Consider the following 14,651-nt stretch of genomic DNA (forward strand, 5'->3'; position numbering starts at 1 on the left):
GCGCCGTGCAAGACGAACAACGCTTGAACGCGCCCGCATGGGGCGAACCTGGTTGGAAGGCCCCTGGCTTTTCGCGCGCGCAGGCGGCCGATCCGTCGGACGTTGCGCGCGATTGCGGCATCGACCCGCTTTCGTACCTTCCCGACATGGATGCGCTTGACTCCCCGGTCATCTCAGAAGTGCTCGAGCGGGCGTCCGCCTTCGATTTCGCATCCGTGACCGCCGCTGACGTCCGCCGCGCCTTGGCGACCGAGCGGCTTTCCCCTGAAGACTTCGGGGCGCTGCTTTCTCCGGCAGCCGAGCCGTTTTTGGAGAAGATGGCCGCCGCCGCCCAACGCGTCCGCCGTCGCTGGTTCGGCAGCACGGCGTACCTGTTCACCCCGCTGTATCTGGCGAACTATTGCAACAACCACTGCGTGTACTGCGGGTTCAATCGCAAAAACGACATCTGCCGCGCCCAGCTCGACCAGCGCGGCATCGTGCGCGAGCTTGACGCTATCGCCGAAACCGGCTTGGAGGACGTCCTGCTGCTCACGGGGGAGGATCGCGAACGCACCGACCCCGCCTACATCGCCGAAGCGTGCCGGCTTGCGTCGGAGCGCTTCCGCACGGTGGGCGTGGAGGTGTATCCGCTGAACGAGGACGAGTACGCGCTGCTGCATCGAAGCGGCGCGGACTACGTGACCGTGTTCCAGGAAACCTACGATCCCGCTCTGTACGGCAAGCTGCACCGAGCCGGCCGCAAGCGCGTGTTCCCGTACCGCGCGAACGCCCAGGAGCGCGCGCTGCGCGCGGGCATGCGGGGCGTGGCCTTCGGCGCGCTTCTGGGATTGGGCGATGCGCGGCGCGACGCGTTCGCGTGCGGGATGCACGCATGGCTTCTGCAACGCGCGTACCCGGCGGCGGAGCTCTCGCTTTCCTGTCCGCGTTTGCGGCCTATCGCGGGCAACGAGAGCTTGGGCTCGCGCGGCGTGGGCGAGCGCAGGCTTTTGCAGGTCATGTGCGCGTACCGCCTGTTCCTGCCCCAGGCGGGCATAACCATATCGTCGCGCGAGCGGCAGGGGTTCCGCGATCGGGTCATGGGCATTGCGGCAACGAAGATATCCGCCGGCGTGTCGACGGGCGTCGGCGAGCACGCCGCTGCCGAAGACGAGCATGCTGCGTCGGCGGGCGACGATCAGTTCGAGATAGCGGACGACCGCGACGTGAAGACCGTTTCGGCGGCTCTGCGCGCGCACGGCTTGGAGCCGGTTGCGAACGATTACGTGCGGGTGTGAGATGCGGCCTTCCATCGAGCTTGCGGACGTTCTTGCCAGCGGGGCTTTCGTGCGGGCGTTCGTCACGGACAGGCGCTCGTGCGCCCGGCCTCTCGCAGATCACGTGGCGTTGCTGAAGGGCTGCGTCGATCTGGTCATTCTGCGCGAGAAAGACCTGGGCGCGAAAGAGTACGAAGCGCTCGCGCAAGACGTGTCCGCGGCATGCGCCCGCGCCGGAATGGCGTTTGCGGCCCATACGCAGGTCGACGTCGCGCGTCGCATGGGCTGTTCGGCCGTCCATCTGCCGCTGCCGCTTCTGCGCGAGCAAGGCCGCCCCGCAGGCTTTTCGTGCGTGGGGACCAACGTGCATGCGGTGGCGGAAGTGAGCGAAGCCGAAGCGCTCGGCGCCGACCTGCTGATAGCAAGTCCCGTGTTCGCTCCTTCGTGCAAGCCGGGCGCGCCGTTCGGCGGCGCTTCGTTTCTGCGGGACGTGGTCGAGCGGGCCCGGATCCCGGTACTGGCGCTCGGGGGCATAACGGATGAAAGCGAGCAGGTCGTACGCGCCTGCGGGGCGGCGGGCGCATGCCGTATGGCCGACTACGCTCGTCGCTGACGAGTCGGGCGCATCCGACGGGAGCGTCCGTGCAATTCCCGGCAAAGTAGGGGATAATGAAACGCTGAATGTAACGTTTGCGTGCAGGGTGGACGGGGGATGCGCGTGGGGGCATCGAATTTCAGCGAATGCGAGCTGGCGGGCACGTGCGCGGAGTACGCGCGCCTGGTCGAGGACATCAAGCGTTCGTACGGCTTCGATTTCGTTTCGCTGGGCTTGACGGCGTTCATCGGCGCGCCCCTGAAATGGGTGTACAGCGCCGGTGCGACAGGCGAGCGTCATCGGCGCATCGTGCTGGCGCCCGGCCACGGCATAGGCGGCATCACCATCAAAGCGGGCAAGCCCATGATGTTCACGGACATCGACGAGGAGATCGATCCGCGCGAGTACTCGTCGTACCCGATCGTGTTCGCCGAGGACCTGCGCAGCTTTTGCGCGCTTCCCCTGACCAGAAAGGGGCGCGTGGTCGCCGTGCTGCTGACGGCGTTTCGCTCGGTGAGCGACCATCATCAAGAGGTGTACCGAGACTTGATCCTGAATCTGGACGGCTCCCTTCTTGGGATGGACGTGGTCTCGACCGATTTCATGGACTTCGAGAGCATTGCGGCGGAGAAGCGCGTCGACACGCAGCACAACCCTATTTTCGTGCGCTCGGACCTGTCGCGCGTGATCGCGGCGCAGGAGGACGAGCGAAAGCGCATATCGCGCGAGCTGCACGACGGCATCGCCCAGGAGCTGCTGACCGTCTCGTTTTCGCTCAAGCTGCTGGAAGGGCACGTCGACCAGGCGGGCGCGGAAGTGCTGGCGTCAGCCAACAACAACATCGGGCGCATTTTGGACGAGCTGCACAACATATCGGTCGAGTTGCGCCCTTCAACCCTTGATCATCTGGGGTTCATGGCGGCGCTGCACTCCCAAGCGTCGGTGTACGAGAAAACGTACGGCACCGAGATCGTGTTCGAGGGGTCGTTGTCGCGCAGCCGGTTCGATCAAGCGCTCGAGACGCAGGCGTACCGTATCTGCCAAGAGGCCATACTCAACGCCTGCAAGTATTCCGAGGCCGATAAGATATACGTGACGTTGGAAGATTCCGACGGATGGCTGCATGTGTCCGTCATCGACCACGGCTGCGGCTTCGATACCGAACGGCCCGTGATCAAGGGGAGCGGCTGCGGACTTTCCGGCATGCGGGAGCGTGCGAGCATCATCGGCGCGATGCTGACCATGGAGTCGGGTCCGAACGGCACGAAGGTCACGCTCGTTTCGCCGATGAACATTGTCGAGGGCAAGGAGGTGGACGCATGATACGTATCATGCTTGCGGATGATCACGAGGTGGTGCGCGCCGGGTTCAAGATGATCCTGGAGCAAGACCCCGACCTCAAGGTAGTGGCGGAAGCGGCGGACGGCGCGCAAGCGTACGCCATCGTCGCGCGCGAAAAGCCCGACATCCTGCTCATGGACATCTCGATGCCTCCGGGGCAAAGCGGGCTGGTTGCGTGCGAGAAGATCACGAAGGATTTTCCGTGCACCAAGGTGATCATCTTGACGATGTTCGCCGAGCCGGAGTACCTGTTCTACACCTTGCGCGGCGGCGCGGCAGGCTACGTGCTGAAGAACTCAAGCTCCGAAGAACTGCTTGCGGCGGTGCATGCCGTGGCTGAAGGGGGCAGCTACATTCATCCGAAGATGGCGGCGCTTCTTACGAAACAGCTGGTCAAAGGTGGAGAGGAAGAAGATCGATCCTATCAGCAGCTCTCGAATCGAGAGCTGGAGGTGCTTCAGCTTTTGGCCAAGGGCTTCACGAACAAGGAAATCTCGGAGCAGATATACCTTTCCGTGAAGACCATCGAGGCGCACCGTTCGAAGATCTACCAGAAGCTGGGTTTGAAGACCCGTGCCGACCTGGTGGATTACGCGCTCAGGCACAAGCTGCTCAACGTGTAGCGCGAAAGCGCGGCGGGGCCGTCTGGGCGGTCCCGCATGCGGTGCGCGCCCTATGCTTCGGCGTTCGGGCGCGCGGGCTTTGCGCTGCGGCCCACGCAAAACGAGAGCGCGCGCGTCGGGCAGGCGTCGATGCACGATCCGCAGGCCATGCAGTCGCCCGCGCGCACGATGACGTCGCGTTCGGCCAAGACGGGCTCCAATATGGCGGGGTCGCACAGGCAGGCGTTCTTGCAGGTGTCGCAGTGGATGCAGGCTGCGTGGTCGAGGCGTACGTTCACCTGGCCTGCGCGCCCGACGGCTTGGTAAAAGCCGCCAAGCGGACAGAGCGAGCGACACCATACGCGATGCCCCCAGAACAGCTCCGCCAACACGATGGCGCCCAGCACCCATAGGCCCGTAACGGCACCGAACAGGATGCCCTTGTTGATCGCGCTGATGGGCGAGAACGCTTCGAACACCGGAATGCTCGTGACGGCGGACAGCGCAAGCACGGCCAGGGCTATCCACAGCTTCGCGCGCCGGGGCACGGGCGCCTCGCGCACTTCGATGCCGAGCTTGCGGCGCAGGGCGTCGACCAGCTCGAGCACCAGGTTCACGGGACATATCCATCCGCAGAATGCCCTGCCTCTGATCAGGCCGTACAATACAAGAACGGGCAAGGCGGCCAACAGCCAGTCAAGCGCGAAGGTCTTCGACGCCGCTATGGTTTGGAGCATGGCGAACGGGTCGAGCACTTCGATGCCGAAGATCGAGGACGACGACAGGCTCCCGAAGAACGGCAGCTGCGCGGGCGCGGGGACCGCTTCCTCGCCTCCGGCGAACAGGCCGAAAAGACCCCATCCGGCTGCGATCAGCGGCAACGCGAACAGCACGAGGGCGCCCACCTGCGCGCTGCGGCGCAGCCACGTCCAGCGAAACCCGCGCGATGCGGTCCGTGCGTCGCTCATCGCGATCCGACCTTGGCAAGCGTGGGGTCGTCCTCGAAGTTCGCGTACACCAGGTTGATGCCGGTGACGCCTTCGATGCCGATGAACCCGCTTGCGACGGCATGCGACGCGTCGACCGTTTCGGCCTCGATGGTGACGACGATCTTGTACCCGTTCACTTCGTGAACCTCCACGCCTTCGCGCAGGTCAAGCTCGCGCGCGACGTCTTCGGTCCGCGCGGGCGCCGTTTCGATGACCAGGCTCGAGATGACCATGGTGCTCTCCTTACTCGTTTTGTCCTTCCGGTGCCCGCCTCCCCTCAACAGGGGAGGCGGGCGGGGAGGGAATGCGTCTGCTCATGGCAATGTGCAGACGCGGGGATGGGCAAGCCGTTTCGACGCGCGCGCTACCCCTGCGGATGGCAGGTGATGCACTGCTCGCGCGTGGGTTCGATCTGCTTCGTTTCCACGTTGCCGTCTTTGTAGTGGTCGTCGGGCAGAGCGGTTGCCCCGTTCAGCATGGGGTTCGCCAGATCGTTCGCGCCGTGGCAGCCGTAACAGCCGGCTGCTCCCAGGTTGTCCGCGCGTCCGACGTGCGTGGGCGGCATAAGCGGCGCCGCTCCCGGCGGGATGTCGTCGTTTCCGGTGTAGCCTGCGCGCTCGGTCGCGCACCCGGCAAGCGCGCCTGCGCCAAGGGCCATGGTCAGCACGAGGGCGGTGGCGATAGCTTTCTTCTTCATCGGTTTCACCTCTCTACCTTCGTGATGGACACGCAGGTCTTCTTGTAGTCGGGCTCTTTGGACAGCGGGCAGTACGTATCCTGCACGGCCAGGTTGATCAGCGTTTCCTCCGCGAAGAAGGGCGCGAACACCGTACCGGCGGGAGGCTCGGTGCGTCCAGCCGTCGACACCTTGATCTCGAACTCTCCGAAGCGCGACTTCACCTTGACCATATCGCCGTCCTTGATGTCCATCTTCGCGCAGTCCTCCGGGCTCATGTTGAGCAGCGCCTCGGGAAGCGCGCGATCCAGCTCGGGCACGCGCCGCGTCATCGATCCGGTGTGCCAATGCTCCAGCAGGCGGCCCGTGCAGAACACGAACGGGTACTCCTTGTCCGGCTCTTCCGCGGGCGGTTCGTAGGGGCGAAACACCACGGAGGGCTTCATCTTGGCGGACTTGTAGAAGCTCACGCCGCCGGCCAGGCCTTCCTTGCCGTACTGGGCCACGCCCACCTCGTCGAAGCCGTCCTCCTGCTTGCCGGTGGAGAAGCGCCACTTCGTGGGCAGCCACGTGCCGTTCACCTCGCGCACGGGCCAGGTCAGGCCGTGATGCGTCAGGTATTCGTCGTAGGGTGCAAGCTGCTTGTTCTCCATCTTCAGCTTGGCTTCGAACTTCCCGTCGACGTCGTTGTTGATGGCCTGGGCCTTCTCGTTCAGATCGGGGTTCGAGAACATGCGGTACTCTTCCCAGATGGCGCGGTTCGTTTCGCGCGAATCGCCCTTGAAATCAGCGGCGCTCTTGTCGTAGATATCGCCGAACAGGCGGTCGAACGCATCCTGCCCGTCGATCTTCTCGCCGTCGAGCACGCGGCGCGCTACCTCCATGATGACCCACAGGTCCCACTTCGCCTCGCCCGGCGGGTCGACGGCCTTCTCGAACACGGCGGTGCGGCGCTCGGCGTTGCCGAACTGGCCTTCGCGCTCCACCCACATGGCAACGGGGAGCACCACGTCGGCGTATTTCGTGGACAGGGTGGGGTAGACCTCGTTCACCACGACGAACGTGTCCATGACGCCCGTCTTGTCGCCCTTGCCCAAGAAGCGGGTGAGGTTCGGCATGGAGACGGCCCAGTTGTTGTGCGCGGACCACAGGAAGTCTATGTTGCCCTTGGACATTTCACGGAAGATCTTGACCGTGTGGAAGCCCGGCTTCTGGATTTCGTCCAGATAGCCCTCGGGCAGGTTCCAGATGACTTCGGTGTAGCGACGATGCTGCGCGTTGGCTACCAGCAGGTCGGCGGGCAGGCGGTGGCTGAAGGTTCCCACTTCGCGCGCGGTGCCGCAGGCGGTGGGCTGACCGGTCAGCGAGAAGGGGCCGTTGCCGGGCTGCGCGATCTTGCCCGACAGCAGGTGGACGTTGTAGATGTTGTGGTTCATCCACGTGCCGCGGTTGTGCTGGTTCACGCCCATGGTCCACAGCGACATGACCTTCTTGTTCGGGTCGGCGAACACCTCGGCCAGCTCTTTGAGGTCCTCGGCGGCTACGCCGGACAGCTGCGCGGTGTACTCGAGGGTGTAGGGCTCCAGGCGCGCGGCGTACTCCTCGAACGTGATGGGCTCCACCTTGTCCACCGATTTGCCGACGTCGCTGGCATCGTATCCGTCGTCGATGGCGTTGCCGATGTTCTCGGTTCCCTGCTTGAACTGCAAGTGGTCGTTGACGAAGGCTTCGTCGTACTTCTTGTTCTGCACCAGGTAGTTGGCGATGCAGTTGGCAATGGCCAGGTCGGTGTTGGGCTTGAAGACCATGACCTTGTCGGCGCTTGCGCTCGTGCGCGTCTTGAGCGTGGTCAGGTCGTAGTGCTTCACGTTGGTGCCCGAGAGCTTGCGCGCGGTCAGGCGCGAGTACAGCATGGGATGGGCCTCGGCCATGTTGGCGCCCCAGGTGACGAACACGTCGGCTTCGTCCAGGTCGCTGTAGCTGCCGGCCGGCTCGTCGGTCTGGAACACGTTCATGAAGCCGACCACGGCGCTGGCCATGCACAGGCGCGCGTTCGGGTCGATGTTGTTGGACAGCAGGCCGGCCTTCCAGAACTTGGCGGTGGCGTAGCCTTCCGTGATGGGCTGCTGGCCCGATCCCCAGAACGCCAGGCGGCTCTTGTCCTTCTTCCAGGTGTCCTTGAGCTTGCCCGCCACCAGTTCGAGCGCCTCGTCCCAGGTGGCTTCGCGTAGGCCGTCGTCGGTGCCCTTCGTGGACTTGTCGTCGCGGATAAGCGGCACGGTCAGACGGTCGTCCCCGTACAGGATCTTTGCCAGATAGTAGCCCTTGACGCAGTTGAGGCCCTTGTTGGACTGGTTGTCCGGGTCTCCCGTCACCGACACCAGCTTGTTGTCCTTCACTTCGCAGATGACCCCGCAGCCGCAGCCGCAGAAACGGCACACCGACGTGAATTTCTGCCCCTCGCCCGAAGACGCTCCCTGCTGGTTGCTGCCGCATCCAACGAGCGACGACATGGTGCCCGCCGCCGCGGCGCTTGCCAGCGCTACGGCCGTGGCTTTGACGAACCCTCGTCTTGAGATGTCCATGACATCCCTCCTTCTCCCGTTTCTCTCCCGTTGCATTCGTGTCCTCAACCGCCGTCCGGACGGTGTGAAACCTCGTTCGCAGCTTCGTTACTGCGGATTGCCTCGCGCGCGTTCCGCATCGGTCGCGATGCGGATGGGCACGGTCGGCTCGCTGACCACGCAGCGCTCGACGCACAGCCCGCAGCCGACGCACGCGTCCTCGTCGATGACGGGGGCGAACAGCGTGTGGATGGCGTCGCCTTCGCGCATGCGGTAGTCGATGACGATGGCCTGGTCGATAAGGGGGCAGGCGCGGTAGCACACCTCGCAGCGCATGCCTTGAAACGCGATGCAGCCTTCCTCGTCGATGACGGCTACGCCCATGCGCACGTCGGAGCGCGCAGATACGTCGCGCAGCGCGCCGGTGGGGCAGGCGTCGACGCAGGGGAAGTCTTCGCAAAGGCGGCACGCCTGGTCGCGCGCGTCGATGCGCGGCGTGCCGACGGCCATGCCGGCTTCGTTGCCTGCGGGCTTGAGCGCTTGGTACGGGCACGCTTCGATGCACTTGCCGCATTTGATGCAGCGCGCCATGAAATCGGATTCGCCCTGCGCTCCCGGAGGGCGCAGCAAGCTGGACTCGCCGCGAGAGGCGTAGGCAACTGCCTGGAAGGCCACGATGGCGGCCGATGCGCCCGCTATGACGCTCGATAGTTTCATGAAATCCCCTCCTCGTACCCTGTATCATGCGCTTGAACGGGCGCGGTGCCTATCGGGGTATGTCCGAGTGCAAGGAGGGGATAAACCCGCCTTGTTGCGAGGGTTTTCTTCTATTCTTTTGCGAGGATATTAGGGAAGGGCGAAACGGGAAAACGAAGCCCGGCATCGAAAAAGACGGGGTCGATGACCCCGTCTTCCTGTGGTTTGCCTGCTACAGCGTGAGGCGTACGCCGACGTACACGGCGGTGTCGGGCAGGCCGGAGATGTCGTAGACGCTGGAAAGCGCGATGGCGGACACCTTCCAGGTGTAGACGGTGCCCCCTACGTCGACGGTGCCGGTTTGGAAGGTGTTGCCCACCTCGTCGACGCCCGCGCCGCCCTCGGGGGTGGTGGCCGGGTCGAATCCTTCAGAGGCGATGGCCGCCTGCACGGCCGCTTCCACGGTTCCCGACGTGAAGTCCGCGTACGTGACGCGCATGGAAACGCCTTCGCTGCGGTCGACCTCGAGGGTCCACGACCCGTTCAGCAGCAGCGCGGCTTCGGCGGCGCTCAGGTTCGCTATGCCCTTGCTGTACAGGACACCCGCGTCAAGCTCGCTCACGTCGGAGGGCAGCTTGATGATATCCATGTTGCCGGCGGCGGCTTCCTCTTCGCTCGTGGTGTCGTAGATGGTTGCGCCGGCGTCCACGAATCCCTGCTTGATGCTGGCGTTGTCGCCGTTTTGGATGACGGAGGGCAAAACCGGCAGGTCGTACGTAACTTCGCGAGCCAGGTTCTGTTCGACGCTCGCCTGGGCGCGGGCTGCTTTGCCCTGCACCTCGTCAAGCACGTTGAACAGCATGAATCCGCCGATGACGGCAGCTGCCGCCACGAACAGGCCCATGATGGCCAGTTGGGAGCGCGGCATGTCGAGCGGGCGTTGAAGGCCGCTGGCGTCCAGGTAGCGGACGGGACCGTCGCTTTCGACGTAGTCGTTGCGCTTGTTGAAGAAATTGAACTGCATGGCATCTCCTGCAGGAGGTCTCGGGTTCGTCCGGGATGATTTTGTGCATTGCGTAGTATAGCATTGCCGACGTGGGAACCTCGTGTTAGGATACGATCCGCCCGTGGGGGAGTAGTTGGCATGCGGCTTTAGCGCGCATGCGACACGTTCAACATCATGGCCGAAAGGTCTGGCGTGTCTTAATTAACGAGACTCATGGCGCGGTTCGCATGCATCTGCAGCCGCGCCATGAGTCTTTTTTTGTGAGCTGCGCCTTCCCTGGGAAAAGACGAGCAACCGAAGAAGCAGCAGAAGGAGCAATCAACCCGTGGATCTTTCAATCTTCGCATCACCCGAGGCTTGGATCAGCTTGGTCAGCCTCATTTTCCTGGAGATCGTGCTGGGCGTGGACAACCTGGTGTTCATCTCCATCACGACGAACCGCCTGCCCGAGGACAAGCAGCACATCGGTCGCAAGCTCGGCCTTGCTGGCGCGCTCGTCATGCGCATCGTGTTTCTGTGCTTCGCCTCGTTCCTCGTGCACATGACCGAGCCTTTGTTCACGGTCGACCTGGGCCCCTACACCCACGGATTCTCCGTGCGCGACCTGGTTCTGCTGATCGGCGGCGGGTACTTGATCTACAAGGGCATCGCCGAGCTGCGCGATACGCTCAAGCTCACCGAGGTCAAGGCCGAGCATTGCGAAGAGCACAAGGCGCTGCACCGCATCGCGCTGCCGCAGGCCGTGGGCACCATCATGGTCATGGACCTGGTGTTCTCCATCGACTCGGTCATCACGGCGGTGGGCATGGCCGACCACCTTATCATCATGATCATCGCGGTCATGTCGGCCGTGTTCTTGATGATGATCTTCATCGACCCCATCTCCAACTTCATCAACGGTCATCCCGAGATGAAGATGCTCGCGCTCACATTCATCGTGGCTATCGGCGGGTTGCTCGTCATCGACAGCGCCGGCTTCCATACGGGCATCGAGCTTCTGCACATGCCGCTTGAGAAGCTGATCGTGTACTTCGCCATGGTGTTCTGCATCGTGCTCGAGCTTATCCAGATGCGCTACAACGCGAACTTCCTTGCGTGGCGCAAGGAGCGCTGGAAGAACGAGACGGCAGCTCAGATCGAAAACGTGCGCACCGAGATGCTTGAAGAGCTCAAGCGCGAGGCGGCTGCCGACGTGGCCTCCGGCAAGCCGGCCGACGCGGCGCGCGACGCCGTTGCCGATCGCGTCCGTCCGGTGATCATCGGCAACAACGTGTACGTGATGATGCCGATGGTGGGCGAGGACGCCGCATCGTTCAAAGAGCTGATGGCCGGTTCTGCCGCGGCCGGGGAATCGTTCAGCGCACCGCTTGAGATCGGGGCGCACGTGGAGGACGTTTCCGGCGACGATCCCACCTACGAGGTGCCGAAGGACAAGTAGGGCTGTCCCTTCCCGATGGCTCGCTGGCGAACGGCCGTGCAGCTGCAACAAGCTGCACGGCCGTTTTGCGCGCGCCGTCGCGCTGGCGTGCGCGATGCCGGGTGGATGTTGCCGTGCTGGCGGATGCGCCGCCGGGTGCTGTTGCTGCGTTGGAGTGCGCGATGCCGGGTGGATGTTGCCGTGCGTGTCAAAACGGACGAGTTTTGCTGGTCCTCAAACGAGAATAAAAGCAACCGTCGACTCTGTGACCTGGGACGATAAAAAACCTCGGCGCACAACCTTCGGGCGAAAGCGCAAAAACCCCCGCAAAACTCGTCCGTTTTGACACGCGGGCGAGTTTTGCGGGGGTGCAGGGTTCGTGAGGTTCACGGGGGTTGCGGGGTTCGCAACGGGGCGCAAGGTTCGCAAGGTTCGCAAGGGTCGTGAGGTTGCAGGGTTCGCGAGGAAACGTCCCCGATGCTGGCGCGGAAGCGCGTCGAAGCCGATAAGCGCAAGGCGCGAAGCAGCTATTCCGCGAACTGGTTGTAGCCTTCTTCCGACACGATGAGGCGTGCCGCATGCGGCATCATGCGCGCGCTGAAGGGGGTCGTGAGGCGGGTGGCTTCGCCGTCGTACTGCACTTCCATGGGCGGATCGGCCTCTACGCGCACCGTGCGCGCGCGGTGGATTTCCAGGGCGCCCGTTCGATCGGGAAAATCGCCCCCTCGATCCAGGATTCCCGCCAACAGCGCCGGAATCAGCTCGAAGGCGTTCTGCGCTTTGAGCACCACTACGTCGAACACGCCGTCGCGCGGCTTGTTCTCGTGCGTGACGGCGATGTCGAATTGGATGCGGGAGAAGTTCACCAAAAGGATGCCCACGCCCTCGCTCTGCACGGTTTCGCCGTCCAGCTCGATGGTGAAACGCGACGTTTGCGGCAGCGGGTTCGCGATGGCCGCCGAAAGATAAGCCATAGGTCCGAACAGGCGCTTTGCAGGTTCGGCGCCGTGCATGATGGCGGCGTCGTAGCCTGCTCCGGCCATGATGCCGAAGCCGAACCGCTTGTCGGCCACCTCGATTTCGCCCATGTCGAAGTCGAGGGTGCGCATTTCCCGGATCATCTTCGCCAAGGCGTGCGGCTCAAGAGGCGAGGAGAGGTTCAGCGCAAGCAGGTTCGCGGTTCCCGCGGGAAACGGCAAAACGGGCACACCCGTGTTCGCCAGCAGATAGTTGACCGTCGCCACCGTGCCGTCGCCGCCGCTTGCAACCACGGCATCGTAGGATGCGGCGTCGTCGAGCAGCGCGCTCACGGGGGTCGTTCCGTCGGTGGAGCGGACGCACACCTCGTCGCCGTCTTGGACGGCGGAGCGGATGAAGTCGTATACGGAGCCGTCTCCGAACCCGGACGAGAGATTGTTGATGACGAGCAGTTTCACAGATTCCCTTTCAGTTGCTATGATGGCATGGTACAACATAGAGCGTGAAACACAAGGTAAGGAACCCCCGGTGTACATAGCAAACCAAGAAAACCTCGTGGCGTTCGTCGAGCGCGCCATGCGTTCGAGCGTCCTGGCGATCGATACGGAGTTTCTTCGTGAGAAAACCTACTACGCCAAGCTGTGCCTTATTCAGCTGGCCACCGACGACGAAGCCGTTATCGTAGATCCGTTCTCCGTCGGCGATCTGGGCGCACTGAAGCCGGTGCTGGAAAACGAAAGCGTCGTAAAGCTGTTCCATGCGGGTTCTCAGGATCTGGAGATTCTTTTGCGCGAAGTGGGCGTGCTGCCGCGGCCGATTTTCGACACGCAGGTGGCGGCGGCCCTTCTGGGCCACACGCAGCAGATCGGCTACGCCGCGCTGGTGGGGACGGAATGCGGCGTCACGCTCAAGAAGATCGACTCGTTCACCGATTGGTCGCGTCGGCCCTTGTCCGAATCCCAGTTGGAATACGCGGCCGACGACGTGCTGTACTTGCCGCGCATGTACGCGCGCATGCGCGCGCAGCTCGAGCGAAAGGGCAGGCTTTCGTGGCTCGATCGCGACTTCAAGGAGATGAGCGACCCGGCCAAGTACGCGACTGACGAGCGCAGCCGCTATCGCCGCCTCAAGCGGGTCTCGCAGCTGTCGCGGCGCCAGCTTTCGGCGGCGCGCGAAGTGGCGGCCTGGCGCGAGCTGGAGGCCCAGCGCCGCGACGTGCCGCGCAAATGGGTGATCACCGACGAGCAGATCGTCGAAGCGTGCAAGCGCGAGGCGCGTTCCATCGACGAATTGTTCATGGTACGCGGCATGTCCGACAAGCTGTCGACGCGCGAGGCGCGCGCGGTGGTTTCGCTCATGGGATCCGCGCTGGACGCACCGCCTGATTCCTGGCCCGACGTCGATCGGTGCAGCAAGAACGAGCCGAACGTCGACGCGCAGGTTGATATGATGACGGCTGTCGTGCGCTTGCGTGCGAAGGAAAGCGGCGTGGCGTTTCCCACCTTGGCGAGCCACGACGACCTTGCGCGGGTCGCGCGCGGCTATCGCGACAACATCGACCTTTTGCGCGGATGGCGTCGCTCGCTCGTGGGCGAGGAGCTTTTGGAGCTTTTGGAGGGCAAGCTGTCGCTCAGACTCGACGGGGGCGATCTCAAGGTGGACCGCATCGCGTAAGCGCCTGCTTTGCGGGGCTCGGCCCCGCATCTTGCAGTTCACGAAACGGTGACGGACGTTTGGTGATTTCACATAGCTTTTCGGCTTGTTTTCAGCGTGATTTCTGGGTCTTGTATACTGAAAGGGTAAGAGATGCAGCGGCCGGAGCGGCCGCGGAAGCTACCCCTTCGAAGGAGTGTTTCGAGTTGAGCACATCGTATATCCTCTTGATCGTCGTTACGCTTGCCATCGGCGGCTTCGCCACGTGGTACGTCAATTCGCAGCTGAAGAAGTACACGCACGTGCCCATTTCCACGGGCCTGACCGGCGCTGAAACCGCGCGCCGCATGCTGCAGTACTACGGCATCACGGGCGTCGAGGTGCATCGGGGCGGTCCCGGCCAGGACTTCTTCGACCCGCGCACGAACTCGGTGACGCTGGGCCCCGATTCGTACGACGGACGTTCCATCACCGCCACGGCTACCGCTTGCCACGAGGTGGGCCATGCGTACCAGTTCGCGCAGGGCTACGCGCCCATGAAGATCCGCGGCGCTCTGGTGCCCGTGGTGAACTTGGCTTCGAACGCATGGATCTTCTTGCTGATGCTGGGCATTTTCATGCAGAGCATGGGCATGCAGACGCTCGCCATCGTCATGTACGGTGCTGTGGTGCTGTTCCAGCTGGTCACGCTGCCGGTTGAGTTCGATGCCTCCAAGCGGGCCATGGTGTACATGAACACCGCTGCGCTGCCGCAGTCCGAACAGGCGGGCTCGTTCAGCGTGCTGCGCGCGTGCGCGCTCACCTACGTGGCGGCCGCCCTCACCTCCGTCCTGCAGCTTCTGTGGCTGCTGAACCAGCGCCAGGAATAGCGTCGATCC

The 14,651-nt window shown here is 63.6% G+C and carries 14 protein-coding genes; 7 read left to right on the forward strand and 7 right to left on the reverse strand.

Annotated features, from left to right (window positions below):
- Positions 1–5: 5 nt before the first annotated feature.
- The 4 genes from thiH to LG373_RS03875 all read left to right on the forward strand — a co-directional run bounded on the left by thiH (position 6) and on the right by LG373_RS03875 (position 3,815).
- The gene (gene thiH, locus LG373_RS03860) at positions 6–1,277 is read left to right on the forward strand and encodes a 2-iminoacetate synthase ThiH (protein WP_225749060.1); all 1,272 of its coding nucleotides are present in this window, start codon (positions 6–8) and stop codon (positions 1,275–1,277) included.
- Position 1,278: 1 nt separating this feature from the next.
- Positions 1,279–1,869, forward strand: coding sequence for a thiamine phosphate synthase (locus LG373_RS03865; protein ID WP_225749061.1), 591 nt, complete (start codon positions 1,279–1,281; stop codon positions 1,867–1,869).
- Between the two features lie 99 nt (positions 1,870–1,968).
- The gene (locus LG373_RS03870) at positions 1,969–3,174 is read left to right on the forward strand and encodes a GAF domain-containing sensor histidine kinase (protein WP_225749062.1); all 1,206 of its coding nucleotides are present in this window, start codon (positions 1,969–1,971) and stop codon (positions 3,172–3,174) included.
- Positions 3,171–3,815, forward strand: a complete 645-nt coding sequence (locus LG373_RS03875; protein WP_370632843.1) for a response regulator — start codon at positions 3,171–3,173, stop codon at positions 3,813–3,815. Before LG373_RS03870 ends, LG373_RS03875 begins: the two co-directional genes overlap by 4 nt.
- A gap of 50 nt (positions 3,816–3,865) precedes the next feature.
- Here LG373_RS03875 and LG373_RS03880 read toward each other — a convergent pair whose 3' ends face one another.
- From LG373_RS03880 to LG373_RS03905, 6 genes are all read right to left on the reverse strand, one after another.
- Positions 3,866–4,762 (reverse strand): 4Fe-4S binding protein, encoded by an 897-nt coding sequence (locus LG373_RS03880; RefSeq protein ID WP_225749063.1) that lies wholly within the window; start codon positions 4,760–4,762, stop codon positions 3,866–3,868.
- On the reverse strand, positions 4,759–5,016 hold the full coding sequence (locus LG373_RS03885) for a chaperone NapD (RefSeq protein ID WP_114566899.1): 258 nt from the start codon (positions 5,014–5,016) through the stop codon (positions 4,759–4,761). Before LG373_RS03885 ends, LG373_RS03880 begins: the two co-directional genes overlap by 4 nt.
- 131 nt (positions 5,017–5,147) lie before the next feature.
- Positions 5,148–5,480, reverse strand: coding sequence for a hypothetical protein (locus LG373_RS03890; protein ID WP_114566898.1), 333 nt, complete (start codon positions 5,478–5,480; stop codon positions 5,148–5,150).
- 5 nt (positions 5,481–5,485) lie between these two features.
- On the reverse strand, positions 5,486–8,044 hold the full coding sequence (napA, locus tag LG373_RS03895) for a nitrate reductase catalytic subunit NapA (protein ID WP_225749064.1): 2,559 nt from the start codon (positions 8,042–8,044) through the stop codon (positions 5,486–5,488).
- 87 nt (positions 8,045–8,131) lie between these two features.
- Positions 8,132–8,740 (reverse strand): 4Fe-4S dicluster domain-containing protein, encoded by a 609-nt coding sequence (locus LG373_RS03900; RefSeq protein ID WP_225749065.1) that lies wholly within the window; start codon positions 8,738–8,740, stop codon positions 8,132–8,134.
- A gap of 211 nt (positions 8,741–8,951) precedes the next feature.
- Complete coding sequence (locus LG373_RS03905; RefSeq protein WP_225749066.1) at positions 8,952–9,743, reverse strand: teichoic acid transporter; 792 nt, start codon at positions 9,741–9,743, stop codon at positions 8,952–8,954.
- 307 nt (positions 9,744–10,050) lie between these two features.
- Between LG373_RS03905 and LG373_RS03910 the strand changes: the two genes are divergently transcribed.
- On the forward strand, positions 10,051–11,163 hold the full coding sequence (locus tag LG373_RS03910; RefSeq protein WP_114566894.1) for a TerC family protein: 1,113 nt from the start codon (positions 10,051–10,053) through the stop codon (positions 11,161–11,163).
- A gap of 506 nt (positions 11,164–11,669) precedes the next feature.
- On the opposite strand, the gene LG373_RS03915 is transcribed toward LG373_RS03910, so the two are convergent.
- Positions 11,670–12,578: a diacylglycerol kinase family protein gene (locus LG373_RS03915; RefSeq protein WP_225749067.1), complete on the reverse strand. Its 909-nt coding sequence runs from the start codon at positions 12,576–12,578 to the stop codon at positions 11,670–11,672.
- A gap of 70 nt (positions 12,579–12,648) precedes the next feature.
- Between LG373_RS03915 and rnd the strand changes: the two genes are divergently transcribed.
- Together rnd and LG373_RS03925 are read left to right on the forward strand one after the other, a co-directional pair.
- Positions 12,649–13,794 carry a ribonuclease D gene (gene rnd / locus LG373_RS03920; RefSeq protein WP_114566892.1) on the forward strand — a complete coding sequence of 382 codons (1,146 nt, stop codon included), beginning with the start codon at positions 12,649–12,651 and terminating at the stop codon, positions 13,792–13,794.
- A 185-nt stretch (positions 13,795–13,979) separates the two neighbouring features.
- Entirely contained in the window at positions 13,980–14,642 is a 663-nt protein-coding gene (locus LG373_RS03925; RefSeq protein ID WP_114566891.1) for a zinc metallopeptidase, read from the forward strand.
- Positions 14,643–14,651: the final 9 nt, after the last annotated feature.

This window comes from Paraeggerthella sp. Marseille-Q4926, assembly GCF_916618935.1.
GTDB classification, from domain to species: Bacteria; Actinomycetota; Coriobacteriia; order Coriobacteriales; family Eggerthellaceae; genus Paraeggerthella; species Paraeggerthella hominis.